Source organism: Bradyrhizobium sp. SPXBL-02, assembly GCF_051853065.1.
Lineage (GTDB): Bacteria > Pseudomonadota > Alphaproteobacteria > Rhizobiales > Xanthobacteraceae > Bradyrhizobium.
Genome location: NZ_CP182474.1, coordinates 3,686,867 through 3,709,862, shown reverse-complemented (window position 1 = coordinate 3,709,862; position 22,996 = coordinate 3,686,867). Strand labels below are relative to the sequence as shown.

Sequence of the window (22,996 nt, the reverse complement as noted above, 5' to 3'; positions counted from 1 at the left end):
AAAGGCGGTTACGCCTCTTCCTGAGCCTGGGTGGCGTCGCCGTTGGTGCGGTGCTGGGCGTTGATCCGCTGCTTCAGGATCGCCGAGGGCTTGAACACCATGACGCGGCGCGGCGAGATCGGCACCTCGGTGCCGGTCTTCGGGTTGCGGCCGATGCGCTGGCCCTTCTTGCGCACCATAAAGGAGCCGAACGAGGACAATTTCACCGTCTCGCCCTTCTCCAGGCAGTCGGTGATCTCCTTCAGCACGAGTTCCACGAAGGCGGACGATTCCGTGCGCGACAGGCCCACCTTCTGGTAGACGGCTTCGCACAGATCGACACGCGTTACGGTTTTGCTGGTCTCGCTCATCGCCCTGCCCCACCTCACGGCGAACAATTCTCGTCTGAAATTATGAGCTTACGATACGGCGGTCAACACCGCACATCAATGCAGACCTAGCGATAATCGGCGTGGATTCCGGCAAAATTTTATCGGTGTGGCTTACCAGCGCACCAGCGCGGAGCCCCAGGTGAAGCCGCCGCCCATGGCCTCCAGAAGGACCATGTCGCCCTTCTTGATGCGGCCGTCCCTGCGCGCCACGGAGAGCGCCAGCGGGATCGAGGCCGCGGAGGTGTTGCCGTGGCGGTCCACCGTCAGCACCACCTTCTCGGGCGCGATGTGCAGCTTGTGCGCGGAAGCGTCGATGATTCGCTTGTTGGCCTGGTGCGGCACGAACCAGTCGATGCCGTCGGCATTGAGCCCGGTCGCCTTGAAGGCATCGACGATCACGTCGGTGATCATGCCGACCGCATGCTTGAAGACCTCGCGGCCCTCCATGCGCAGATGACCGACGGTCTGGGTCGAGGACGGCCCGCCGTCCACGAACAGCTTGGCCTTGTGGCGGCCATCGGAGCGCAGATGCGTGGTCACGATGCCGCGGTCGGTCGCGGCATTGCCGGGCTGCTCCTGCGCCTCCAGCACCACGGCGCCGGCGCCGTCACCGAACAGCACGCAGGTGCCGCGATCATTCCAATCGAGGATGCGCGAGAAGGTCTCCGCGCCGATCACCAGCGCGCGCTTGTAGGCGCCGGTGCGCAGGAAATTGTCGGCGGTGGCCAGCGCAAACACGAAGCCCGAGCACACCGCCTGGAGATCGAAGGCCGCGCCATGATTGATGCCGAGCCCGTGCTGCACGGCGACGGCCGTCGCAGGGAAGGTGTTGTCGGGCGTCGAGGTCGCCAGCACGATCAGCTCGATCGACTGCGCGTCCACGCCGGCGTCGCGGAGCGCCGCCTGTGCCGCCTTGATGGCGAGGTGCGAGGTGAACTCGCCCTCGGCCGCGATGTGCCGCTCGCGAATGCCGGTGCGCTGCACGATCCACTCGTCGGAGGTGTCGATGCGCGCCGCCAATTGGGCGTTGGTCACCACCTGCTCCGGCAGATAAGAGCCGCAGCCGAGCACGACCGAACGAATCTGAGTCACGAAACATCCTCCGGCGCGGGCTGCACGGATTTGAGTGCACCACCCTCGCGGTTGAGCATCTGATTGATCTTGTTCAGGAGATCGTAGTGAGCCATCTCATAGCCAACATCGATCGCATAGGCAAAGCCTTCGGCGTTGGTTCCGCCGTGGCTCTTGACCACTACCCCGTTCAGTCCCAGCAGCACGCCACCATTGGACTTGTTGGGGTCCATCTTGTTACGCAGGGCCTGAAAGGCGCTGCGGGCGAAGAGATAGCCGAGCTTGGACGTCCAGCTCCGCTGCATCTCGTTACGGAGCAATTCCGCCATCTGCCGTGCGGTTCCCTCGGCCGCCTTCAGCGCGATGTTGCCGCTGAAGCCTTCGGTGACGATCACGTCGGCCAGGCCCTTGCCGATGCCGTCGCCCTCGACGAAGCCGACATAGTCGAGCTCCGGCAGGTTCCGCGCCCGCAGGATCTCGCTGGCCTCGCGGATCTCCTCGTGCCCCTTGATCTCCTCGGCGCCGATATTGAGCAGCCCGACCGTGGGCCGGGTCTTGTTGAACAGCACGCTCGCCTTGGCCGCGCCCATCACCGCCATCGAGACCAGGTGGTGGGCATCGCCGCCGAGGGTGGCGCCGAGGTCGAGCACGACGGACTCCCCGCGCAGGGTCGGCCAGATCGCCGAGATCGCGGGGCGGTCGATGCCCGGCAGGGTGCGCAGGTGGAAGCGGGCCATCGCCATCAGCGCGCCGGTATTGCCGGCGGAGATCGCGACATCCGCCTCGCCTTTCTTGACCGCATCGATCGCGAGCCACATCGAGGAGGTCTTGCGGCCGCGCCGCAGCGCCTGGCTCGGCTTGTCCTCCATGCTGACGGCGACGTCGGTATGGACGATTCTGGAGGCGGCTTTCAGCTTCGGGTGCTTGTCGAGCTCGGGCTCGATCCGGGCGCGGTCGCCGACCAGCAGGAACTCGGTGTCGCGATGCCGGCCAAGCGAGATGGCGGCGCCCGGAATGACCACGGCGGGGCCGACATCGCCCCCCATGGCGTCCAGCGCGATGCGAACCTTGCTTGGCATGAAAGTCCTGGAAACCTGGTCTGGTGCAGTCTGAGCTAGCGGGGCCGCAAAATGGGTTTGCCACCGAGATGGCGACCGGCCAAGCGCCACGCCGCACCCGAACCGGGGCGCGACAATAGCGTTTTGTGCCCCCGAAACAACCTCTTGCCCCCAGCCTTTTGCATCTGAGGCGATCCGGCCGCCGGCCGCGGATTTCGCAGGAAATACATTGAAATCAGACGGATAAACGGCTGTCTCAAACCATCGAGGCAAATGGCTCGCGTGCCCTGGCAAGGCGGCCGCGAGCGGAAAATGCCCCTCACTGTTCCTTCTTCTTGTCCTGCAATGCCTTCAGCACGGCGAAGGGATGGTCCTCGGGGTCGGGAGCGGTGACCTCCGCCTCGAACACGGCCCCCTCCTTGCGCGGATAGGGATCGATCGCCAGGAACAGAACGTCGGTGGCGAGCCGGCCGAGATCGATGATGCCGCCCGTGATCGGCTCGGGCGGGTCGACGACCTCGGGCGGCGCCTCATCGTCCTGCCCCTCCTCGATCAGATCGGCCAGGCGGCGCGCCTCGGCCTCCGGGGCGAACATCAGGTCCACCTCCTCCTCAATCTCGGTCTCGATCGGGTCGAGCGTGACGACGCAGGTCTGGCCGACGCGGCCGCGGACGAGGCCTGTGACCTGGACCCGTCCGCCGCTTTTCGGCACGACATCGAAGCTGGCATGAGCGGACAGGATCTCGCGCAGGCCCGCGACCTCCGCCATCGCCTGCCGCTCGGCCACTGATGCTTCGAGCTCGCGATGCAGCCCGGCGTCCGGGATCTGGGCAACGATAACGGGCGCCCGCCACGGATCGGGTGCGGTATCTGGTCGGCTCATGGCGTGACACCCTCTGGCAACGCCGGGGGAAACGTGAAGGACGCGCGCAGCAGCGCGGCCTCTTCGGCCCGGCCGAGATCGGCCTCGCTGGCCCGCGCATAGGCCGCGAGCCGCTTGGCCTGGTCGAAACCGGTCCCATTCAAGATATTCTTGCAGATCGCCGATGCCAGAGCCTCGCCGCCGGCTTCCATCGCCTGGTCATAGGCCTGGACGCGGCCGTAGAAGGCCTCGCCGAAGGCCCGCATCCGCTTCGGCACGGTCTGGTCGCCCACCCCCATCTCGCGCAGATTGTCGTCCATGTCCTCGCAGAAGCGATCGAACAGCGCCTGGGACAGCTCCGTGGCGCCCTGAACCGCGCGCAGGCGGCGCAGCAGCAGCCACAGATGCAGCAGCAACAGGTCGAAACGCCCGTTAACCGTATCGGGCACGCCCAAGTCCCGGTAAAATATGGGTTCTCGCGCCTGCGTCACGATCATGCCATAGATGGCTTCAATGGTGCCTGGCGGGGTTCGCCGGGGTTTCCTGAAGTGATTGAACGGCCAAAGCATTGTGGTTTCCGCAAGCGGGCGCGCGCGAGTTGCATTCAGACGCCCAGCCCGGTACTTCAGCGCCTCGCGCGACGCAAGGGGACGGAATCAGTTCCGCTATGACGACAACGAACCAGATCAGCCCGCGCGCGGACGTGCGGCGCGGCCTTCATGCCTGCTGGCGCGGCTTGCGCATGCTCGCGGCGACCGCAATGGTCGGCGTGGCCCTTGCGGCCTGCACCGGCGAGCAGTTCCAGAAGGGCTACATCCTGCCGCCCGGCGCGCTCGAGCAGATTCCGATCGGTGCGAGCCAGGACCAGGTGCTGATCGTGATGGGTACGCCCTCGACGGTCGCGACCCTCGACGGTGAAGTGTTCTACTACATCTCGCAGCGCTCGGAGCGCCCGGTCGCCTTCATGAACCAGAAGGTGGTCGATCAGCGCGTCATCGCGGTCTATTTCGACAAGAACCGGCGCGTGCGCAGGCTTGCGAATTACGGTCTCCAGGATGGCAAGATCTTCGACTTCATCAGCCGCACCACGCCGACGTCGGGTCAGGAGATGAGCTACCTCACACCGCTGTTCAAGCTGCTGAGCTTCAACTGAAGCCGCCGAAGGTTTCGATCGAAGCGCTTGTCGCTTCGCATCGAACCAGCCTTCGGAGCCGGCTAATTCCATCGGAAGGTAAATGGCTTCGCGCCTGCGTCGTCGTGCCGCCCTCTGCGCGGCACTTGTCGTCGCGCGCGACTTGCGGTCGCACGTAGCGTTCCCTACGCTTCCTGCAAAGCAAGAAGCAGGAGTGGATTCGTGCCCAAGAAATTTCAAAACACTTTATTGTCGCGCCGTCGCGTGCTCGCCGGTGCTGCCGGCCTTTCGGCCGCAGCTTTTCTGCCGCGATCGAGCCTTGCCGACTGGAAGCCCACAGAGAACGTTCGGCTCATCGTGCCGGCCGCGGCCGGCGGTTCGACCGACGTGATGGGCCGGCTCCTGGCTGCGCATCTGCAAGCCGCCTGGGGCCAGTCGGCCGTGGTGGAAAACCGCTCCGGCGGCGGCGGCACCATCGGCACGGCCGAGGCCGTGCGCGCCAAGCCGGATGGTCACACCATCCTGGTCGGCAATCCGGGCCCGAACGCGATCGCCTACAGCATCTTCAAGAACCTCAGCTACAAGCCGGAGCAGCTTCAGCCGGTCTCGAACATGATCCGGATTCCGAACATCGTCTCGGCGCATCCGAAGACCGGCATCAAGTCGATTCCCGAGCTGATCGCGTTCCTGAAGGCCAATCCGGACAAGCTCAGCTACGCCTCTTCAGGCGTCGGCCAGAGCCCTCACCTCACCGGCGCCTGGTTCCTCCAGCTCACCGGCCTGAAGATGACGCACATCCCGTTCCGTGGGGCCGGACCCGCGTTGCAGGCGGCGCTCGCCGGCGACATTCAGATCCTGTTCGACAACCTCTATCCGAGCCTGCCGCAGGTGCAGAACGGCACGCTCAACGGCCTGTGCGTCACCACGCCCGAGCGCAGCGAGCTCGCGAAAGACCTGCCGACGATGCGCGAGAGCGCACCGGAGCTCGCGAACTTCGACATCTCCTCCTGGTTCTCCGTGTTCCTGCCGAAGGGCGTCTCGCCCGAGGTGCTCAATGCGCTCAATCTCCAGGTCAAGGCGATGCTGGAGCGCGACGACGTCAAGAAGCAGATCGCCGCCATGGGCGCCCGTGCCGACTACGGCACGCCGGAGCAGTTCGCCGCCTTCGTGGACGCCGAGACGAAGAAGTTCGCCGGCATCATCCAGAAGGAAGGCCTGCAGATGGACGTGCAGTAGGTCTCTCCCTCGTCATTGCGAGCGAAGCGAAGCAATCCAGAATCTCTCCGTGGAAAGACCCTGGATTGCTTCGTCGCAAGAGCTCCTCGCAATGACGTGGTGAGTGCGGCGGATCAATAAAACAAAAACCCCGCGGTTTGCACCGCGGGGTTTTGTCTTTCACCACCGCCGCTCAGTGCGCCAGGATCGCCAGCAGCAGCAGGGCCACGATGTTGGTGATCTTGATCATCGGGTTCACCGCAGGTCCCGCCGTGTCCTTGTAGGGATCGCCGACGGTGTCGCCGGTCACCGCGGACTTGTGGGCATCAGAGCCCTTGCCGCCGAAATGACCGTCCTCGATGTACTTCTTGGCGTTGTCCCAGGCGCCGCCGCCCGAGGTCATGGAGATCGCGACGAACAGACCCGTCACGATCACACCGAGCAGCATCGCGCCGACGGCCGAGAACGCCGCCGACTTGCCGGCCGCGCCGCCGCCCGCGATCGCATAAATCAGGAAGTAGACGACGATCGGCGAGAGCACCGGCAGCAGCGAGGGGATGATCATCTCCTTGATCGCCGCGCGGGTCAGCAGGTCGACCGCCTTGCCATAGTCAGGCTTGTCGGTGCCCTGCATGATGCCCGGCTTCTCGCGGAACTGGCGACGAACCTCCTCGACGATCGCGCCGGCCGCACGGCCGACCGCGGTCATGCCCATCGCGCCGAACAGGTACGGCAGGAGGCCACCGAACAGCAGGCCCACCACCACGTAGGGATTGTTCAGCGAGAAGTCCGGATTGACGCCGGCGAAGTAGGGATGCTGCGCGGAGCGGGCCACGAAGAACTTGAGGTCCTCGTTGTAGGCCGCGAATAGCACCAGTGCACCCAGACCGGCCGAGCCGATCGCGTAGCCTTTGGTGACCGCCTTGGTGGTGTTGCCGACCGCATCGAGCGCGTCGGTCGACTTGCGCACCTCCTTCGGCAGCCCCGCCATTTCGGCAATGCCGCCGGCATTGTCGGTGACGGGGCCGAAGGCGTCGAGGGCGACGATCATGCCGGCCAGCGCCAGCATGGTGGCGGTCGCGATCGCGATGCCGAACAGCCCGGCGAGGCTGTAGGTGACCAGGATGCCGGCGATGATCACGATCGCAGGCAACGCGGTCGCTTCCATCGAGATGGCGAGGCCCTGGATCACGTTGGTGCCGTGGCCGGTGACCGAGGACTGGGCGATCGACTTCACCGGACGATAGTCGGTCCCGGTATAGTATTCGGTGATCCAGATGATCAGCGCGGTGACGACGAGACCGACCACGCCGCACTCGAACAGCGCCATGCCGGTGTAGTTGACGCCGTCGAGCTTGCCGAAGCCGATCAGGTAGTAGATCACCAGGGCGATGCCGATCAGCGACAGGATGCCGGTCGCGATCAGGCCCTTGTAGAGCGCGCCCATGATCGACTGGCTCGGCCCGAGCTTGACGAAGAAGGTGCCGATGATCGAGGTGATGATGCAGATGCCGCCGATCGCGAGCGGCAGCGTCATCATGTTGGCGAGGATCGGCGTCTTGGCGAAGAAGATCGCCGCCAGGACCATGGTGGCGACCGCGGTCACCGCATAGGTCTCGAACAGGTCGGCGGCCATGCCGGCGCAGTCGCCCACGTTGTCACCGACGTTGTCTGCGATGGTCGCGGGGTTGCGCGGATCGTCCTCGGGAATGCCGGCCTCGACCTTGCCGACGAGGTCGCCGCCGACGTCCGCACCCTTGGTGAAGATGCCGCCGCCGAGACGGGCGAAGATCGAGATCAGCGAGGCGCCAAAGCCGAGCGCCACCAGGGCGTCGACGACGACACGGCTATCGGGCGCGAGCTTCAGCGAGTGGACCAGGAAGCCGAAATAGAGGGTCACACCCAGCAGCGCGAGACCGGCCACCAGAAGTCCGGTGATGGCGCCCGCCTTGAAGGCGAGCTCCAGGCCGCCGGCGAGCGACGTCGTCGCAGCCTGGGCGGTGCGCACATTGGCGCGCACCGAGACGTTCATGCCGATGAAGCCCGCAGCGCCGGACAGGATCGCGCCGATGGCGAAACCAATCGCGACATAGAGCCCGAGGAAATAGGCAAGCAGCACGAAGATGACGATGCCGACGATACCAATCGTGGTGTACTGGCGCCGGAGATACGCCTGTGCGCCTTCGCGCACGGCACCTGCGATCTCCTGCATGCGCGGCGACCCCGCATCCGCGCCCAACACCGAAGACGTCGCCCAAATCGCGTAGGCGACGGAAAGCGCTCCGCAGAGCACTATCAACCATAATGCTGTCATGTGATTTTTGCCTCAGATTCCTTGATGTACCCCCGGCGCCTTTTGTGTTCCGTCGTGCGGTGCGGCGCCTTGATTTTGAACAAAGCCGCCCCCTTGCCCTTAAGGGGCGGCTCCAGTCGGCCGCGAGCTTGCCAAAATCAAATTGAGGGTGCAACGCCGGATAAGGCCGAAAAGGCCGATCTCGGCAGGTATTTAGGACCAAGTGCTGAGAACTAAGATGCCGGGTTGGAGCAATTGCTAGAAGTGGCTGTAGGACAGCCGCGTCAAAAGCAGGTCCTGGCCCTGACCATCCAGGAAGCGCGGCGGCTTCTGCCCTTCCGTGATCGTACCGATCGCGGTCACGGCAACGCCCAGGGCCCGCCCCGCGGCAATCAGCGCGTCACACTGTGCCGGCGGAGCGGTGCACAGCACCTCGTAGTCATCGCCTCCGGCAAGCAGCGTCTCGACAGACACGACGCTGCGGGCGCGCAGGCCGGCCGCCGCGGCCGAGAGGGGCACGCTCGTCACGTCGACCGAGGCCGAGACCCCGGACGCGGCGCAGAGCTTGGTCAGATCGCCGGCGAGGCCATCGGAGACGTCCATCGCTGCGGTGGCATGGTCGCGCACCGCCCGCGCCAGCACGTTGCGCGGCTGCGGCACCCGATAGCGCGAGACCAAAAAATCCCGTGCCGCGGGATCGGATGCCAGCGCGGCGGCCACAGCGCCGTCTTTGAGCACGTCGAGGCCGAGCGCGGCATCGCCGATCGTCCCCGTCACCAGGATGCGGTCGCCCGGCGTTGCGCCGGTCCGGCCGACCATCCGTCCCCGAGGCACACGGCCAAAGGCAGTGATCGAGATCATCTGCGGGCCCGGCGTCGACACCGTGTCGCCGCCGAGCAGAGGACAAGCGAAGGTCTTGGCGTCCTCGCCCAGCGCGTCCGCAAAGGGGCGCAGCCAGGCGTCATCCTTGCTGCGCAGCGCCAGCGTCAGCACGAAGCCTGCTGGCGTTGCTCCCTTCGCCGCGAGATCGGACAGGTTCACCCGCAGCGCCTTGCGCGCGATGGTGTCAGGCGGATCACCGGCAAGATAATGCACGCCCTCGACGATAGCGTCGGTGGTGACGACGACGTCCTCGCCGGACGAGGACAGGACCGCAGCGTCGTCGACCAGCCCGAACGCGCCGGGATCGGTCGCCAGCGGCTTGAAATAGCGCGCGATGAGGGAGTCTTCGCCGGAGGGATCCTGTGCGTTCGTCATCGGCGCCAACTCCACCCTCCGCTGTCATCGCCCGGCTTGACCGGGCGATCCAGTACGCCGAGAAGCCGATCTCAATAACCGCTGCCGCGGCGTACTGGATCACCCGCTTACGCGGGTGATGACAGCGGAATGTGTGACTACCCCCGCCCGAACTCGTCGCCACGAAACTGCCGGCCGATCTGGTCGAGCACGGCGTTGACCATGCCGGTCTCCTCGCGATCGACGAAGGCGTTGGCGACGTCGACATATTCGGAGACCACCACCCTGCCGGGCACGTCCTTGCGGTGCTGGAGCTCATAGGCCCCGGCCCGCAGCACCGCCCGCAGGATCGCCTCGATCCGCTTGAGCGGCCAGCCCTTCGACAGCGCCTCGTCGATCAGGGGATCGAGCTTCTTCTGGTCGCGTACGACGCCCGAGACGACGTCGCGGAAAAAGGCAGCTTCCGCCGGCAGATAGGTGTCGCCCTCGACCTCGTTGCCGAGCCAATGGCTTTCGAACTCGGCAAAGATATCGTTGATGCCCGCACCGGCGATGTCCATCTGGTAGAGCGCCTGGACGGCCGCGAGCCGCGCCGCACCGCGCCGGTTCGCCTTCTTCTCCGGAACGCCCGCCGGTTTCTTGATCTCAGCCATGGCTTCAGGCCTGCGCCAGGCGGCGTTTGATGCGCAGCATCGCAAGCGCGGCGCGCGCGGCATCGCCGCCCTTGTTGAGCTCGCTGGCGCGCGCCCGCGCCCAGGCCTGCGCCTCGGTGTTGACGGTGAGGATGCCGTTGCCGAGCGGCAGCTTTCGCGCCACCGCGAGGTCCATCAGCGCGCGCGAGGATTCCTGCGAGACGATCTCGAAATGGATGGTGTCGCCGCGGATCACGCAGCCGAGCGCGATCACCGCGTCATACGGCTTGCCGTTCGCCGCGGCGGCATCGACCGCGATGGCCACTGCCGCTGGGATCTCCAGCGCACCGGGAACCGTGATGACGTCATGCGTCAGGCCGGCTGCCTTCAGCTCGGCGACTGCGCCGTCCAGCAGCGCATCCTGGAGATCGTCATAGAACCTTGCCTCGACTACAAGCGCGCGCGCGCCGGAAATGTCGGTCTGGTCCTTCAGGGGTGCGCGCCGCGCGTCTGCCATCGTTCAATCCGTTTCGAATGGGGTCGGCGCTATGTAGTCGCCGGCAGCATGTAAGCCAAGTTCTAAGAGACCGTCATTTCCGTCAGCCGCGCCGCATAACGGGCCATCAGATCGACCTCGATATTGACCTCGGAGCCCGCCTTCCAGCTGCCGATCGTCGTGACATCAAGCGTGTGCGGAATGATGAGCACCGAAAAGGTCACGTCTGCAACCGTATTGATCGTCAGCGAGACGCCGTCGAGCGTGATCGAGCCCTTGGTGGCGATGAATCGTGCCAGCTCCCGCGTCGTCGAGAGCACGAACCGCGCCATATCCGGCAAGTCCTCCCGGCTGACGATGGTTGCAATGCCGTCGGCGTGGCCGGCGACGATATGGCCGCCGAGCTCATCGCCGATCTTCAGCGCGCGCTCGAGGTTGAGCTTCGTCCCGACCTTCCAGTGCTTGGCCGTCGTCAGCGCCAGCGTCTCGGCCGCGGTATCGACCTCGAACCAGGTCCTTTGCTTAGAGTCCCTGCCGTCCGCAACGCCCGAGGCGACCACGGTCAGGCAGACGCCGTTGCAGGCGATCGAGGCGCCGTCCGCAATCGTGCTCTGATCGTAGCGGCAGGCGATGCGGAGCCGGTGCAGCTGGCCCTGCGCCGTTGGCGTGAAGCTGACGATCTCGCCGATATCGGTGACAATGCCGGTGAACATTACGCGCGCTCGTAGATGGTGAGAGTATCCTTGCCGTAGGTCTCGCTAGCATGAACCTTGTAGGCCGGCGACTGCGTGATTTTCGACAGGGGCAATGCATCGAGCGCATCGACGCCGCCGTCGCCGACCGCTTCCGCGCCGCGGAACAGCCATATCTCGTCGACGAGATCGGCCGCGACGAAGGACGCCGCAACGCGGCTGCCGCCCTCGACCATCAGCCGCGTGATGCCCTTCTCTCCCAGCGCCTGCAGCACGATCGCCAGATCGAGCCCGGATGCACTCCCCGGAGGCATGCGCATGATTTGCGCACCGGCCGCGCCAAGGCGTGTCGCGGCGGCCGCTTCCGCAAGCTCGGACGCGATCACCCAAAGCGGCGTCTCGCGCGCGGATCGAACCAGCTGGCTCGATGCGGGTATGCGCAGGCTGCGGTCGAGCACCACACGCACCGGCGAGCGCTCCGCCATGCCCGGCAGGCGGCAGTTGAGCTGCGGATCATCCGCCAGCACCGTGCCGATGCCGACCAGGATGGCGTCGCTTTGCGCGCGGAGCAGATGCACGCGATTGCGTGCCGCCTCGCCCGTGATCGCAAGCGGCTTGCCGCCGGCCGCACCGATCTTGCCGTCGGGCGAGACCGCGAGCTTCAGGATCACATGCGGACGCTTGTCCCGGATGCGGCGGAAATGGCCGGCATGGTCGAACGCGGCCTCCGCCGCGCAAAGACCGACATCCACCGTGATGCCGGCAGCGCGCAAGCGCGCATGGCCCTGCCCCGCCACTTCCGGATTGGGGTCCTCGATCGCCGCCACCACCCGCTTGATGCCGGCGGCGATCACCGCATCGGCGCAAGGCGGCGACTTGCCGAAATGCGAGCACGGCTCCAGCGTGACATAGAGCGTGGCGCCCCGCGCAGCCTCGCCGGCGCGCCGCAACGCTTCGGGCTCGCCATGTGGCCGTCCGCCCGGCTGCGTCCAGCCGCGGCCGACGATGACGCCATCCTTGACGATGACGGCGCCCACGGCCGGATTGGGCCAGGTCCGCCCCTGCCCGCGCCTGCCCAGCGCGAGCGCCAGCTCCATGAAACGGCGATCAGCATCCTTGGCCTCGCGGGCCTTCTGCGCGAACTGGTCTTCCAGGATGCGGAAGATCATTTGCGGATCGCGGCGAGCCGCGCTTCCTCCTCACCGGAGAGCTCGCCGAGCACGTCGGCGAAATCCTTGGCCTCGCGGAAATTGCGGTAGACCGAGGCAAAGCGAACATAGGCGACGTCATCGAGCGTGCGCAGATGCTCCATCACGGTCTCGCCGATCACCTCCGAGGAGATCTCGGCCTCGCCTCCGGTCTCTAGCTCGCGCACGATGGTGGAGACCATCTTCTCGACCCGCTCCGGCTCGACCTGCCGCTTGCGAAGTGAGATCTGGACCGAGCGCATCAGCTTGTCGCGGTCGAACGGCACGCGGCGGCCGTTGCGCTTGATCACCGTGAGCTCACGCAGCTGCACGCGCTCGAAGGTGGTGAAGCGGAAATTGCAGGCGACGCACACGCGCCGCCTGCGGATCACGGACGAGTCCTCGGTCGGACGCGAGTCCTTTACCTGCGTATCGAGACTGTTGCAGTTCGGGCAGCGCATCCGTGTACCTTGAAAGGTTTTCTTGGACCTTACTGATAGATCGGGAACCGGTCGGTGAGCGCCTTGACCCGTTCCTTGATCGCAGCCTCCACCAGCGGCGCCTTGCCGTCGGAGGATTGCGCGATCGCGTTGAGGACCTCGGCGATCATGCCGCCGACCTGCTGGAATTCGGCGACGCCGAACCCGCGGCTGGTCGCAGCCGGCGTGCCGAGCCGAATGCCCGAGGTGACGAAGGGCGATTCCGGATCGAACGGAATGCCGTTCTTGTTGCAGGTGATGGCCGCGCGGACCAGCGCCTTCTCCGAGACGTTGCCCTTCAGGCCCTTCGGCCTGAGATCGACCAGCATCAGATGATTGTCGGTGCCGCCGGAGACGATGTCGAGACCATGACCCTTCAGGGTCTCGGCCAAGGCCTTGGCGTTCTCGACGATGTTCTTGGCGTAGACCTTGAAGTCCGGACGCAGCGCCTCGCCGAAGGCGACCGCCTTCGCCGCGATCACGTGCATCAGGGGACCGCCCTGCAGGCCCGGGAAGATCGCCGAGTTGAGCTTCTTGGTCAGCGTCTCGTCATTCCACAGCATGAGGCCGCCGCGCGGACCGCGCAGCGACTTGTGCGTCGTGGTGGTGGTGACGTGCGCATACGGCACGGGCGAAGCATGCACGCCGCCGGCGACGAGCCCGGCGAAATGCGCCATGTCGACCAGGAGGTAGGCGCCGACGCTGTCGGCGATCTCGCGGAAGCGCTTGAAATCCCAGGCGCGCGAATAGGCGGAGCCGCCGGCGATGATCAGCTTCGGCTTGACCTGCTCGGCCTGCTTGGCCACTGCGTCCATGTCGATGATCTGGTCCTCGCGGCGCACCGTGTAGTGCGCGGCCTTGAACCATTTGCCGCTCATGTTGACGGGCGAGCCATGGGTGAGATGGCCGCCGGCGGCGAGATCGAGACCCATGAAGGTGTCGCCGGGCTGCAGCAGCGCCAGGAACACCGCCTGGTTCATCTGGCTGCCGGAGTTCGGCTGCACGTTGGCGAAATTGGCGCCGAACAGCTTCTTGGCGCGATCGATCGCAAGGTTCTCGGCGACGTCGACCCACTCACAACCGCCGTAGTAGCGCGCCCCCGGATAACCTTCCGCGTATTTGTTGGTCATGACCGAACCCTGCGCTTCCAGCACGGCCCGACTGACGATGTTCTCGGAGGCGATCAACTCGACCTCGTGGCGCTGCCGGCCGAGCTCGCCCTTGATGGCGGCGGCGATTTCCGGATCGGCCTGCTCGAGCGAGGCGGTGAAAAACGAATCGGGCGCGGAGGCGGTTTTTGCGAGGGTCATCTTGCGAATATCTCCACCGCCGCAGCCTTTTGGCGGGCTACGGGCGGGTCTGGTGTGGCGGTCGGAAGCACGCGCGATCTACCACATCGCCCGCAACAGGCCAAGCATTTGCGGGTCGGGCCTGATATTTATGCAAGATATGGTGGGATTGGGGGGTCAGCCCGGGAGCGGTTTTGCAAGACCCCTGCCCATCAATATCCGGGTGGGGCCGCTTTGGGCCTCATCTTTGCCAGCTGCCATCGGGCGCAGCCGGCGCCCCTCCTCACAGCCCCGTATACCCCGCTTTCACCGGGTCGACGCTGCCGTCGAGCTGGCGCAGATAGGTCAGGCCGCAGACGGTCAACCTGTGGGTGTCGGTCTCGCCGGCCTCCATCAGGATATTGAGGTAGTTCGTGACCTTTTCACGCGCCTCGGCGCTGGCCGCCGCGGTGCGGTTGGCGAGCAGGTCATAGGTCTGCATGATGCGGTCGATGGCGGCTTCCATGGCATCCTCTGGTTCGGCGGGATCTTGGGGGTTTTGATCAGGCAACCGCTCTGGCCTCGGTCTGCGCCTGGAACCGGGCGATGGCCTTGTTGGCCAGCCTGATCTTGTTGAATTCGCCCTGTTGAAGCAGCTTGACGATCAGGCCGAGCAGGCGTTCATCGGTGACGAAAGTGTCCGGGATCGCCCCGGAGCGGCGAAGGTAGTTCGCGGCGATAGCATAGGCCTCGCTGACGAGTTCCACGTTCATCACCTGAAGCCCGCGCTCGACCAGCATCGACGTTTCTCCGATCCGAAGGAGATAAGCGCCGAGCCGGGAACTGGTTCCTGGCAGCCAGGGATTTTTTCGCAGGTGCAAAAACATCAACGCACCGGCCCGGGGGCAACTCCGGACCGGCGCGCTTGGGGAAGTCAGGCACGTTCGGGAGGGCTGCCGGTCTTGTTGCGGGCCGGCTTCGCCCTGATCCCATTAAAACTCAGAGGCGATAGAGGATCTGGTCGGTCCAGAACCGCTCGAGACGGTGCAGCGACTTGTTGAGGGTCGCGAACTCGTCGCCGGAGATGCCGCCGACCTGCTCCACCGTCTTGACGTGCTTCTGGTAGAGCGCATCGACGATGCGGCGGACTTCCTGGCCCTGCGGGGTCAGGCGGATGCGCACCGAGCGGCGGTCGACGCGCGAGCGCTGATGATCGAGGAAGCCGAGCTCGACGAGCTTCTTCAGATTGTAGGAGACGTTGGAGCCGAGATAGTAACCGCGCGTGCGCAATTCGCCCGCGGTCAGCTCCTTGTCGCCGATGTTGTAGAGCAAGAGCGCCTGGACCGAGTTGATGTCCGCACGGCCGCGGCGATCGAATTCGTCCTTGATCACGTCGAGGAGCCGGCGATGCAGCCGCTCCACCAGAGTCAAAGCTTCCAGATAGAGCGACTGCACCGAACCCTGCTGGCCGGAGACGCGCTCTGCGGTATCTGCCGCAGTTGCGACGGCTTTCATCATGACACTTCCCCTGTTGTCGTTTTTATCGACACTTATTCGACGAAACTTGTGTCCCGTCTGATAGCTGCAACTTAAGGGGCGCGTTTGAAGATCGGCTTAAATAAGAGAATAAAGAGATCATGAATTTAAGACAGTGAATTGCGCATTAAGCCTGTGCCACAAGCACTTTTCGAAAGCCTCTGTTGACCTTCGCAAGGTCCTGTTCACCCTCCGTCCGCCCCTGTTGTCGCATTCCAGAACAACCCCGCCCTGTTTCGAAACGCATGCGTAAGAGCTGTGGCGGAACCGGCTGGTCAATGAAAACTTACCGCGAATTTTAGGCAACCAGCGGTCAACCAAACGCGCACAACTCCGCTCGTGTCCCGGACGAGCGAAGCGAAGATCCGGGACCCAGAAGCCACAAACGAGATGTCGGAGAGATGGGCCCCGGCTCTGCAACGCATCACGCCGCAAGCGCAGCGCGCTGCGCTGCTTCCGGGGCACGAGAGCATCTATCCAAGCCGTTGCCGCGCTACGGCGGCCGCTCGCGCGCGGCCATCCAGGCGAGCGCGAGATATGCGGCGAGCATGAAGACCTCGACGCCGACCACGACGAGGCTGCCGCCGTAGATCCCCGGGAACATCAGCTCGATCACGGCCATTGACACCACGGTCGTCAGCCACACCACCGCGCCCCATGGCGTTGCCAGCCAGAGGCCGACGGCGGCGACGAGCTCGATCACGGCGAAGTAGACGGTCGCGGCCTGCCAGGCCATCGACTGGTTCTCGAACGCCTCATCCTCGCCGCCGACGAAGCCCGTGACCTGCGCCCAGTGATAGAGGCCTTTGAGGATCGAGAGCAGCGCCATCACCCGCAGGAAAAGCACCAGCCGGCGGGTCCAGACATTGTCGTCGGACTCCGAGCGCTCCGAGGAGATCGCCGCCACCGAGAGCGCGCTCTCTCGGGCAGTGTCTCGGGCAGCGTCCCTGGCATTGACGCCGCCCTGGGCCGTATCGCGGGTGGAGATCTCGGACATGGCCCCTTCTGGCTGCTTCGGCCCGCAAAATCAATCGCCTGCCATCCCTTGCGGCAGGTCAAGCCGCGGTGACGGGAACCGTGCGAGCTGGTATAAGAATAGTTCCAGCCGGAGGAAGAGTAATGGCGATCAAATACGGACGTCCGATCGAATTGCGCGACGTTTCGCGCCGGGACAGCACGGCAGTGCCGCATGCCCTCGATCTGACCGTTCGTCCGCGCCGCAACCGCAAGGCCGAGTGGGCCCGGCGAATGGTGCGCGAGAACGTCCTCACCACCGACGATCTGATCTGGCCGCTGTTCCTGATCGACGGCACCAACAAGCGCGAGCAGGTCGCCTCGATGCCCGGCGTCGACCGTCTCAGCGTCGACCAGGCCGTGCGCGAGGCCGAGCGCGCCATGAAGCTGACCATTCCCTGCATCGCGCTGTTTCCCTACACCGATCCCTCCCTGCGCGACGAGGAAGGCTCCGAAGCCACCAACCCGAACAACCTGGTCTGCCAGGCCGTGCGCGCGATCAAGAAGGAGTTTCCGGAGATCGGAATCCTCTGCGACGTCGCGCTCGATCCCTTCACCAGCCACGGCCATGACGGCCTGATCTCCGACGGCAAGATTTTGAACGACGAGACGGTTGCCGTGCTGGTGCGCCAGGCCCTGGTGCAGGCCGAAGCCGGCTGCGACATCATCGCGCCCTCCGACATGATGGACGGCCGCGTCGCCGCGATCCGCGAGGGGCTGGATCGCGCCGGCCTGCTCGACGTGCAGATCATGGCCTATGCGGCCAAATACGCCTCCGCCTTTTATGGCCCGTTCCGTGACGCCATCGGCTCGGCCAAGACGCTCACCGGCGACAAGCGCACCTATCAGATGGACAGCGCCAACACCGATGAAGCGCTGCGCGAGGTCGAGCTCGACATCGCCGAGGGCGCCGACATGGTGATGGTGAAGCCCGGCATGCCTTATCTCGACGTGGTCCGCCGCGTGAAGGACACGTTCGCGATGCCGACCTTCGCCTATCAGGTCTCCGGCGAATACGCGATGATCGCCGCGGCCGCGAACAACGGCTGGCTCGACGGCGACCGCGCCATGATGGAAAGCCTGCTCGCCTTCAAGCGCGCCGGCGCCGACGGCGTGCTGAGCTATTTTGCGCCGAAGGCCGCGGAGAAGCTGCGGGCCCAGGCTTGATCCCACTTGCGGGCGTCCGGGTCCCGGCTCTGCGCGGCGCTTGTCGGGACGCGAGGGCAGAGTTACCCGCACCTTACCGCTGCAACACTCAACCCGCCGCTTGCGCGTTCGGCTGAGGCCCGCACAACGGACGCAGTGCCTCGCGCTGCTCGCGCGACAGCACGGTGATTGGATAGATCGGCTCGCGCGTCGCCCGCTTGAAGAACGGATGCGGCGATGCCTTCCCCCGCAGCTTCCATGCCAGCACCTTGCCGATGGCGCGCAGGATGAGAGAAAGATTAAGTCCCGTCGCGCCCGCTGGTGGCTCGCCGACCGCGTACTTGCCGAGAATGGCGCCGATCGGCGCTCCCGCGACTTCGTCGACCGCCGGCGTGCCACCCTCGAACGCCTGCGCGATGATGCCGACGAAGGGAATGCTCGGCGAAAGGGTGTTGCCGACCGGTGTGTTGCAGCAGCTTGCATACCATCGATAAAGGCCTTTCGGGGTCAGCCGCACCCCCGCGATCCGGTCCTGCCCCTGCACGAATGTAAGCGTCGATGGCGCGACCTGGACAATGTCGCTGCCGCCTTTCGCATTCAACAGATCGGCGCGACCGAGCTGGTGTGCAAAGGCCTGGCAGTCGTCGCAGTAGCAGACCACGCGATTGACGGTCTGCCGCGACACGCCCGTGACGACGGCGCAGACCCCGCCACAGCGGCAACGCAATTCGATCTGACGATCCATTGAAAATCGTTCCTGTGAGGGATCACCCCGCCCCAGCATGGTGCAAATCACGGACCGCGCAAGCGGCCACGGCCGCCGAATCGCCGGAATATTTTGCGGTGGTACTGGGCCGACAGCCTTGGCGTGCGGCCTGGCTGTTCCCATGTGCTGCGGTGAGATATCCAAAAGCGGAAGGGGAAGCTCGTGTCATATTCTGGTTCGCCAAATGACGGCGGCGCCTGGCGCAATGACGGCGCCATGCAACCGCACGCCTACGACCCCGACCTGCATCCGGACCTGTTCCGGGGCGTCGCGACGCGGCGGGTGTTCGCCTTCCTGATCGACATGGTCGTGATCTCGGTCCCGGTGATCCTCGGCTACATCTTCATCGCCTTGTTCGGCGTGGTCACCCTCGGCATCGGCTGGGCGCTGTTCTGGATCGCCTGGCCGGCCTCCGTGATCTGGGCCATCGTCTATTACGGCGCCAGCATCGGCGGTCCGTCCTCCGCCACGGTCGGCATGCGCCTGATGGACCTGGAGCTGCGTACCTGGTACGGCGCGCCTGGCTATTTCGTGCTCGGCGCCACCCATGCCGTGCTGTTCTGGGTGACGGTCTCGTTCCTGTCGCCATTCGTGGTGCTGGTCGGCCTGTTCAACGGCCGCCGTCGCCTGCTGCACGACTTCGTGCTGGGAACGGTCGTAATCAACAATTCGGTTCGCATACCCGCACCCCAGGCGGCGCGGACGTGGTGAGCTAATCGATTGACCGGGGGCTTCTGGAGCGCGATGCTGATGCCTGTTTTGGAGGCCCACGACGTCCCTTGACCCAGCACTCGCGCGACACCCCACAATTTTACCTCACGGCGCCCTCCCCCTGCCCGTATTTGCCGGGCCGGCATGAGCGCAAGGTGTTCACGCACCTCGTGGGGGACCGCGCCGGTGATCTCAACGACCTGCTGACCCATGGCGGCTTCCGCCGCAGCCAGTCGATCGCCTACCGGCCGGCCTGCGACCAGTGCCGGGCCTGCGTCTCGGTCCGGGTCATCGCCAACGAGTTCCGCCCCTCGCGCAACTTCCGCAAGGTGATGGCCCGCAACGCCGACATCATCGGCGAGCAGCGCAGCGCAGTGCCGACCTCCGAGCAATATTCGGTGTTCCGCGCCTATCTCGACGCCCGCCACCGCCACGGCGGCATGGCCGACATGACCGTGCTCGACTACGCCATGATGGTCGAGGACAGCCATGTCGAGACCCGCATCATCGAATACCGCAAGCGCGGTCCCGACAGCGGCATCACCGGCCGCGGCGAGGAGCTGATCGCGGTAGCCCTCACGGACGTCCTCAGCGACGGCCTGTCGATGGTCTATTCGTTCTTCGATCCTGGCCAGGTCAGCCGCTCGATGGGCACCTTCATGATCCTCGACCACATCGCGCGCGCGCGACGTCAGGGCCTGCCTTACGTCTATCTCGGCTACTGGATCGAGGGCTCCAAGAAGATGGACTACAAGGCCCGCTTCCTGCCGCAGCAGCGCCTTGCCCCGTCAGGCTGGCTTCGGGTCGATGCTCAGGGCGATACGGCATCCGAGCCGCAGGACTAAGCTCAGCTAACGCGCACTCGCTCTCCGTCATGCCCCGCGAAGGCGGGGCATCCAGCACGCCGCAGCTTCTCGGTTCTATCGCAGGCCTCACGGAGTACTGGATCGCCCGCCTTCGCGGGCGATGACAGCAACGTGGCGGCGCCACTCAGCCGAACAGCGTATCGGCCAGCAGCTTCACGTTCAAAATCACGATAACGCCGGCGACGATCCAGGCGACCGCGGCGACCGATGTCGGTATCGCAAACTGGCCCATCTTGCGGCGGTCGGAGACGAAGCGGACCAGCGGGATCACCGCAAAAGGCAGCTGCATTGACAGCACGACCTGGCTGAACACCAGCAAATCCGCCGTGCCGCGCTCGCCATAGATCGCCGTGACGATGATCACGGGGACAATGGCAATGCCGCGCGTGAGCAGGCGGCGCGCCCAGCTGGGCAGGCGCAGGTTGAGAAAGCCCTCCATCACGATCTGGCCGGCGAGCGTCGCGGTGACCGTCGAATTGAGGCCCGAGGCGAGCAGCGCCACCGCGAACAGCGTCGAGGCGATGCCGAGCCCCAGCAACGGCGACAACAGCTCGAAGGCCTGTCCAATCTCGGCGACGTCGGAATGACCGCTTTTGTGGAAGGTCGCGGCGGCCACGACGAGGATCGCTGCGTTGATGAACAGCGCCAGCATCAGTGCGATGGTCGAGTCCGTCGTCGCCCATTTGATCGCTTCGCGCCGGCCGGTGTCGTTGCGTTCATAGGCGCGCGTCTGCACGATCGAGGAGTGCAGGTAGAGGTTATGCGGCATCACGGTGGCGCCGATGATGCCGATCGCGATGTAGAGCATGTCGGAATTGGTGAAGATCTCGCTCTTCGGCACGAAGCCGCGCAAGACCTCCGCCACCGGCGGAGCCGCCGCCGCGATCTGAACCACGAAGCAGACCGCGATCACCGCCAGCAGCGCGATGACGAAAGCCTCCAGGAAGCGGAAACCACGGTTCATCAGGATCAGAAGCAGGAACGCATCGAGCGCGGCGAGCAATGCGCCGCCGATCAGCGGAATGCCGAACAGCAGCTTCAGCGCGATCGCCGTGCCGATCACCTCGGCGAGATCGCAGGCGATGATCGCCGCCTCGCAGGCGAGCCAGAGCAGGAAGTTCACCGCCGGCGAATAGGTGGCGCGGCAGGCCTGGGCGAGATCGCGGTCGGTGACAATGCCGAGCCGCGCCGCCAGCGACTGGAGCAGGATCGCCATCAAATTCGAGAGCAGGATGACGGAGAGCAGCGTGTAGCCGAACTTCGACCCGCCGGCGAGGTCGGTCGCCCAATTTCCGGGGTCCATGTAGCCGACCGAGACGAGGTATCCCGGCCCGACGAAGGCCAGCAGCCGCCGCCACCAGCGGCCCGCGGCGGGAATGGCGACTGTGGAATTAACCTCAGCGAGGCTCTTGGTGGTGGGCGCATCAGCGCGCCAGCCGGCGAGGTCAGGCGTCATGTGGGGTGATCGGGCATCCATATCGGCAGAATACCCAACTTCGTTCTTATTGCAACTCATTTGCAACTGCATCTAGCGGCAAGTGTTCCCGCCGCGGAGCATGGGGAAATCGCCTCTTGTCGGGAAGCGGGTGGGTTTGGTGGTCGTCGGGGGCCAACATTGGCGCAAATTCGCCTTCGCAGGATATGCGCCATGTCAACGCCGCCTCGCCTCCCTGACACCTTCAACCGCCTTGCCTGGTCCAATCTCGCGGCGCAGTCGGCCGAGCAGATTGCGCTCGCGGCGGCGCCCATCGTGGCCGTGCTGACGCTGGGAGTAGCCGAAGGGCAGACCGGTCTGCTCCAGACCGCGCTCACCCTGCCCTTCGTCCTGTTCGCCATCCCCGCCGGCGTGCTCGCCGACCGCATCTCCCGCCGCAGGCTGATGGCGAGCGCCGAGGCGCTGCGGGCCGTGGCGCTCGCGGCCGTCGTGGTCCTGCTCGCGCTGGGGGCGCTCAATCTGCCGCTGCTGGCCCTGCTCGGCTTCGCCGCGGTGTGCGGCACCGTCGTCTACAGCGTGGCGGCGCCGGCGCTGGTGCCGGCGCTGGTGAGCTCCGACCTGCTGCCGGCAGCGAATGCGCGCATCGAGCTGGCGCGCACCATCGCCTTCGCCAGCGGCCCCGCACTCGGCGGTGCGCTGGTGGGATGGTGGGGCGCGAGCCCGGCGTTCGGCTTCGCCGCGGCGCTGTCGGCCATTGCCGTTGTGCTGCTGTCCGGCATCTACGAGCCCGCGCGCGCGCCGGCGCCGCGGCGGCATCCGCTCCAGGACATCCGCGAAGGCGCGGCCTTCGTGTTCCACCATCCGCTGCTGCGACCGGTGTTCATCACCCAGTTCATCTTCAACACCGGCTGGTTCCTGCAGATCGCGGTGTTCGTGCCCTACGCCGTGCGCCATCTCGGCCTGAGCGCTGCCGGTGTCGGCACGGTGCTGACGATGTACGGCGTCGGCATGGTGATCGGCGCGCTCCTTGCCACGCGCGTGATGCAGCGCATCGCCTTTGGCACCGTGGTGGGGCTCGGGCCCGTCACCGGCTTCGTCGCCTCCCTGGTGATGGCATCGACGGTGCTGTTCCCCTCGCCCTGGCTTGCCGGCTTGAGCTTCTTCCTGCTCGGCGTCGGCCCGATCCTGTGGGTGATCTCGACCACGACGCTGCGCCAGTCCGTGACGCCGCCGCGCCTGCTCGGCCGCGTCTCCGCCATCAACATCATGAGCTACGGCGCCCGCCCGCTCGGCTCGGCGCTGGGCGCGATCGTCGGCGGCCTCTGGAGCGCGGAAGCGTGCCTCTATCTCGCTGCGGCCATGTTCGGCGTGCAGGCGTTGGTGATCCTGCTGTCACCGGCGGTGGGACTGGACCGGCAGCCGGACATGGTGGGAGATGCAGCGGCGGCGCGGTGCTAGCCACAGCCGTCATTGCGAGGAGCGTAGCGACGAAGCAATCCAGGGTCGTCCGTCGGACGAATCTGGATTGCT

25 protein-coding genes are annotated in these 22,996 nt (G+C 65.6%); 6 read left to right on the top strand and 19 right to left on the bottom strand.

All coding sequences use genetic code 11. The features are described from left to right. Positions 1–8 precede the first annotated feature (8 nt). From ACNJYD_RS17220 to ACNJYD_RS17200, 5 genes are all read right to left on the bottom strand, one after another. Positions 9–350 carry an integration host factor subunit alpha gene (locus tag ACNJYD_RS17220; protein WP_036010431.1) on the bottom strand — a complete coding sequence of 114 codons (342 nt, stop codon included), beginning with the start codon at positions 348–350 and terminating at the stop codon, positions 9–11. Between the two features lie 132 nt (positions 351–482). Beyond that, complete coding sequence (locus ACNJYD_RS17215) at positions 483–1,463, bottom strand: beta-ketoacyl-ACP synthase III (RefSeq protein WP_172783466.1); 981 nt, start codon at positions 1,461–1,463, stop codon at positions 483–485. After that, positions 1,460–2,521: a phosphate acyltransferase PlsX gene (plsX, locus tag ACNJYD_RS17210; RefSeq protein WP_439367100.1), complete on the bottom strand. Its 1,062-nt coding sequence runs from the start codon at positions 2,519–2,521 to the stop codon at positions 1,460–1,462. Before plsX ends, ACNJYD_RS17215 begins: the two co-directional genes overlap by 4 nt. A gap of 298 nt (positions 2,522–2,819) precedes the next feature. Continuing rightward, on the bottom strand, positions 2,820–3,383 hold the full coding sequence (locus ACNJYD_RS17205) for a YceD family protein (protein WP_439367098.1): 564 nt from the start codon (positions 3,381–3,383) through the stop codon (positions 2,820–2,822). Then, the gene (locus tag ACNJYD_RS17200) at positions 3,380–3,931 is read right to left on the bottom strand and encodes a ubiquinol-cytochrome C chaperone family protein (RefSeq protein WP_439367096.1); all 552 of its coding nucleotides are present in this window, start codon (positions 3,929–3,931) and stop codon (positions 3,380–3,382) included. The genes ACNJYD_RS17205 and ACNJYD_RS17200 overlap by 4 nt, the downstream gene beginning before the upstream one ends. A gap of 98 nt (positions 3,932–4,029) precedes the next feature. Here ACNJYD_RS17200 and ACNJYD_RS17195 point away from each other — a divergent pair, with 98 nt between their 5' ends. After that, entirely contained in the window at positions 4,030–4,515 is a 486-nt protein-coding gene (locus tag ACNJYD_RS17195; protein WP_172783462.1) for an outer membrane protein assembly factor BamE, read from the top strand. A gap of 201 nt (positions 4,516–4,716) precedes the next feature. Continuing rightward, positions 4,717–5,730, top strand: a complete 1,014-nt coding sequence (locus ACNJYD_RS17190) for a Bug family tripartite tricarboxylate transporter substrate binding protein (RefSeq protein ID WP_172783461.1) — start codon at positions 4,717–4,719, stop codon at positions 5,728–5,730. Between the two features lie 172 nt (positions 5,731–5,902). Here the strand turns inward: ACNJYD_RS17190 and ACNJYD_RS17185 are convergent, their stop codons facing one another. From ACNJYD_RS17185 to ACNJYD_RS17130, 12 genes are all read right to left on the bottom strand, one after another. After that, on the bottom strand, positions 5,903–8,023 hold the full coding sequence (locus ACNJYD_RS17185; protein WP_172783460.1) for a sodium-translocating pyrophosphatase: 2,121 nt from the start codon (positions 8,021–8,023) through the stop codon (positions 5,903–5,905). Between the two features lie 237 nt (positions 8,024–8,260). After that, entirely contained in the window at positions 8,261–9,259 is a 999-nt protein-coding gene (gene thiL / locus ACNJYD_RS17180; RefSeq protein ID WP_439367093.1) for a thiamine-phosphate kinase, read from the bottom strand. A gap of 137 nt (positions 9,260–9,396) precedes the next feature. Then, positions 9,397–9,891 (bottom strand): transcription antitermination factor NusB, encoded by a 495-nt coding sequence (gene nusB, locus ACNJYD_RS17175; RefSeq protein ID WP_172783458.1) that lies wholly within the window; start codon positions 9,889–9,891, stop codon positions 9,397–9,399. A 4-nt stretch (positions 9,892–9,895) separates the two neighbouring features. Further along, positions 9,896–10,387: a 6,7-dimethyl-8-ribityllumazine synthase gene (ribH, locus tag ACNJYD_RS17170; RefSeq protein WP_172783457.1), complete on the bottom strand. Its 492-nt coding sequence runs from the start codon at positions 10,385–10,387 to the stop codon at positions 9,896–9,898. 62 nt (positions 10,388–10,449) lie between these two features. Beyond that, entirely contained in the window at positions 10,450–11,079 is a 630-nt protein-coding gene (locus ACNJYD_RS17165; RefSeq protein WP_172783456.1) for a riboflavin synthase, read from the bottom strand. Further along, complete coding sequence (gene ribD, locus ACNJYD_RS17160; RefSeq protein ID WP_439367090.1) at positions 11,079–12,227, bottom strand: bifunctional diaminohydroxyphosphoribosylaminopyrimidine deaminase/5-amino-6-(5-phosphoribosylamino)uracil reductase RibD; 1,149 nt, start codon at positions 12,225–12,227, stop codon at positions 11,079–11,081. Before ribD ends, ACNJYD_RS17165 begins: the two co-directional genes overlap by 1 nt. Further along, the gene (gene nrdR, locus ACNJYD_RS17155) at positions 12,224–12,706 is read right to left on the bottom strand and encodes a transcriptional regulator NrdR (protein WP_011087793.1); all 483 of its coding nucleotides are present in this window, start codon (positions 12,704–12,706) and stop codon (positions 12,224–12,226) included. Before nrdR ends, ribD begins: the two co-directional genes overlap by 4 nt. A 29-nt stretch (positions 12,707–12,735) precedes the next feature. Then, entirely contained in the window at positions 12,736–14,034 is a 1,299-nt protein-coding gene (gene glyA / locus ACNJYD_RS17150; RefSeq protein WP_212255127.1) for a serine hydroxymethyltransferase, read from the bottom strand. Positions 14,035–14,296: 262 nt separating this feature from the next. Beyond that, entirely contained in the window at positions 14,297–14,518 is a 222-nt protein-coding gene (locus ACNJYD_RS17145) for a hypothetical protein (RefSeq protein ID WP_025036694.1), read from the bottom strand. Between the two features lie 37 nt (positions 14,519–14,555). Continuing rightward, a complete protein-coding gene (locus ACNJYD_RS17140; protein ID WP_439367087.1) occupies positions 14,556–14,792 on the bottom strand; it encodes a hypothetical protein in 237 nt (78 codons plus the stop codon). A 199-nt stretch (positions 14,793–14,991) separates the two neighbouring features. Then, positions 14,992–15,510: a transcriptional regulator LdtR gene (gene ldtR / locus ACNJYD_RS17135; protein ID WP_025036696.1), complete on the bottom strand. Its 519-nt coding sequence runs from the start codon at positions 15,508–15,510 to the stop codon at positions 14,992–14,994. Between the two features lie 511 nt (positions 15,511–16,021). Next, positions 16,022–16,525 carry a DUF6163 family protein gene (locus ACNJYD_RS17130; protein WP_439367085.1) on the bottom strand — a complete coding sequence of 168 codons (504 nt, stop codon included), beginning with the start codon at positions 16,523–16,525 and terminating at the stop codon, positions 16,022–16,024. Positions 16,526–16,647: 122 nt separating this feature from the next. Between ACNJYD_RS17130 and hemB the strand changes: the two genes are divergently transcribed. Next, positions 16,648–17,709: a porphobilinogen synthase gene (gene hemB, locus ACNJYD_RS17125; RefSeq protein ID WP_172783450.1), complete on the top strand. Its 1,062-nt coding sequence runs from the start codon at positions 16,648–16,650 to the stop codon at positions 17,707–17,709. Between the two features lie 88 nt (positions 17,710–17,797). On the opposite strand, the gene ACNJYD_RS17120 is transcribed toward hemB, so the two are convergent. Beyond that, the gene (locus ACNJYD_RS17120; RefSeq protein ID WP_172783449.1) at positions 17,798–18,433 is read right to left on the bottom strand and encodes a DUF6151 family protein; all 636 of its coding nucleotides are present in this window, start codon (positions 18,431–18,433) and stop codon (positions 17,798–17,800) included. Between the two features lie 183 nt (positions 18,434–18,616). Here ACNJYD_RS17120 and ACNJYD_RS17115 point away from each other — a divergent pair, with 183 nt between their 5' ends. Then, positions 18,617–19,165, top strand: coding sequence for an RDD family protein (locus ACNJYD_RS17115; protein WP_172783448.1), 549 nt, complete (start codon positions 18,617–18,619; stop codon positions 19,163–19,165). A gap of 68 nt (positions 19,166–19,233) precedes the next feature. Then, positions 19,234–20,010: an arginyltransferase gene (locus ACNJYD_RS17110; RefSeq protein WP_172783447.1), complete on the top strand. Its 777-nt coding sequence runs from the start codon at positions 19,234–19,236 to the stop codon at positions 20,008–20,010. 145 nt (positions 20,011–20,155) lie between these two features. Here the strand turns inward: ACNJYD_RS17110 and ACNJYD_RS17105 are convergent, their stop codons facing one another. Next, complete coding sequence (locus tag ACNJYD_RS17105) at positions 20,156–21,508, bottom strand: Nramp family divalent metal transporter (protein WP_439367082.1); 1,353 nt, start codon at positions 21,506–21,508, stop codon at positions 20,156–20,158. A gap of 171 nt (positions 21,509–21,679) precedes the next feature. On the opposite strand from ACNJYD_RS17105, the gene ACNJYD_RS17100 reads away from it, so the two are divergent. Further along, positions 21,680–22,924: an MFS transporter gene (locus tag ACNJYD_RS17100; RefSeq protein WP_439367080.1), complete on the top strand. Its 1,245-nt coding sequence runs from the start codon at positions 21,680–21,682 to the stop codon at positions 22,922–22,924. Positions 22,925–22,996 lie beyond the last annotated feature (72 nt).

Bases quoted from the DNA above. Each gene is read 5' to 3' on its own strand.
- ACNJYD_RS17220 (WP_036010431.1), bottom strand. From the start codon at position 350: ATGAGCGAGACCAGCAAAACCGTAACGCGTGTCGATCTGTGCGAAGCC.
- plsX (WP_439367100.1), bottom strand. From the start codon at position 2,521: ATGCCAAGCAAGGTTCGCATCGCGCTGGACGCCATGGGGGGCGATGTC.
- ACNJYD_RS17205 (WP_439367098.1), bottom strand. From the start codon at position 3,383: ATGAGCCGACCAGATACCGCACCCGATCCGTGGCGGGCGCCCGTTATC.
- ACNJYD_RS17200 (WP_439367096.1), bottom strand. From the start codon at position 3,931: ATGCTTTGGCCGTTCAATCACTTCAGGAAACCCCGGCGAACCCCGCCA.
- ACNJYD_RS17195 (WP_172783462.1), top strand. From the start codon at position 4,030: ATGACGACAACGAACCAGATCAGCCCGCGCGCGGACGTGCGGCGCGGC.
- ACNJYD_RS17185 (WP_172783460.1), bottom strand. From the start codon at position 8,023: ATGACAGCATTATGGTTGATAGTGCTCTGCGGAGCGCTTTCCGTCGCC.
- thiL (WP_439367093.1), bottom strand. From the start codon at position 9,259: ATGACGAACGCACAGGATCCCTCCGGCGAAGACTCCCTCATCGCGCGC.
- nusB (WP_172783458.1), bottom strand. From the start codon at position 9,891: ATGGCTGAGATCAAGAAACCGGCGGGCGTTCCGGAGAAGAAGGCGAAC.
- ribH (WP_172783457.1), bottom strand. From the start codon at position 10,387: ATGGCAGACGCGCGGCGCGCACCCCTGAAGGACCAGACCGACATTTCC.
- ACNJYD_RS17165 (WP_172783456.1), bottom strand. From the start codon at position 11,079: ATGTTCACCGGCATTGTCACCGATATCGGCGAGATCGTCAGCTTCACG.
- ribD (WP_439367090.1), bottom strand. From the start codon at position 12,227: ATGATCTTCCGCATCCTGGAAGACCAGTTCGCGCAGAAGGCCCGCGAG.
- nrdR (WP_011087793.1), bottom strand. From the start codon at position 12,706: ATGCGCTGCCCGAACTGCAACAGTCTCGATACGCAGGTAAAGGACTCG.
- glyA (WP_212255127.1), bottom strand. From the start codon at position 14,034: ATGACCCTCGCAAAAACCGCCTCCGCGCCCGATTCGTTTTTCACCGCC.
- ACNJYD_RS17145 (WP_025036694.1), bottom strand. From the start codon at position 14,518: ATGGAAGCCGCCATCGACCGCATCATGCAGACCTATGACCTGCTCGCC.
- ACNJYD_RS17140 (WP_439367087.1), bottom strand. From the start codon at position 14,792: ATGCTGGTCGAGCGCGGGCTTCAGGTGATGAACGTGGAACTCGTCAGC.
- ldtR (WP_025036696.1), bottom strand. From the start codon at position 15,510: ATGATGAAAGCCGTCGCAACTGCGGCAGATACCGCAGAGCGCGTCTCC.
- ACNJYD_RS17130 (WP_439367085.1), bottom strand. From the start codon at position 16,525: ATGTCCGAGATCTCCACCCGCGATACGGCCCAGGGCGGCGTCAATGCC.
- hemB (WP_172783450.1), top strand. From the start codon at position 16,648: ATGGCGATCAAATACGGACGTCCGATCGAATTGCGCGACGTTTCGCGC.
- ACNJYD_RS17120 (WP_172783449.1), bottom strand. From the start codon at position 18,433: ATGGATCGTCAGATCGAATTGCGTTGCCGCTGTGGCGGGGTCTGCGCC.
- ACNJYD_RS17105 (WP_439367082.1), bottom strand. From the start codon at position 21,508: ATGGATGCCCGATCACCCCACATGACGCCTGACCTCGCCGGCTGGCGC.
- ACNJYD_RS17100 (WP_439367080.1), top strand. From the start codon at position 21,680: ATGTCAACGCCGCCTCGCCTCCCTGACACCTTCAACCGCCTTGCCTGG.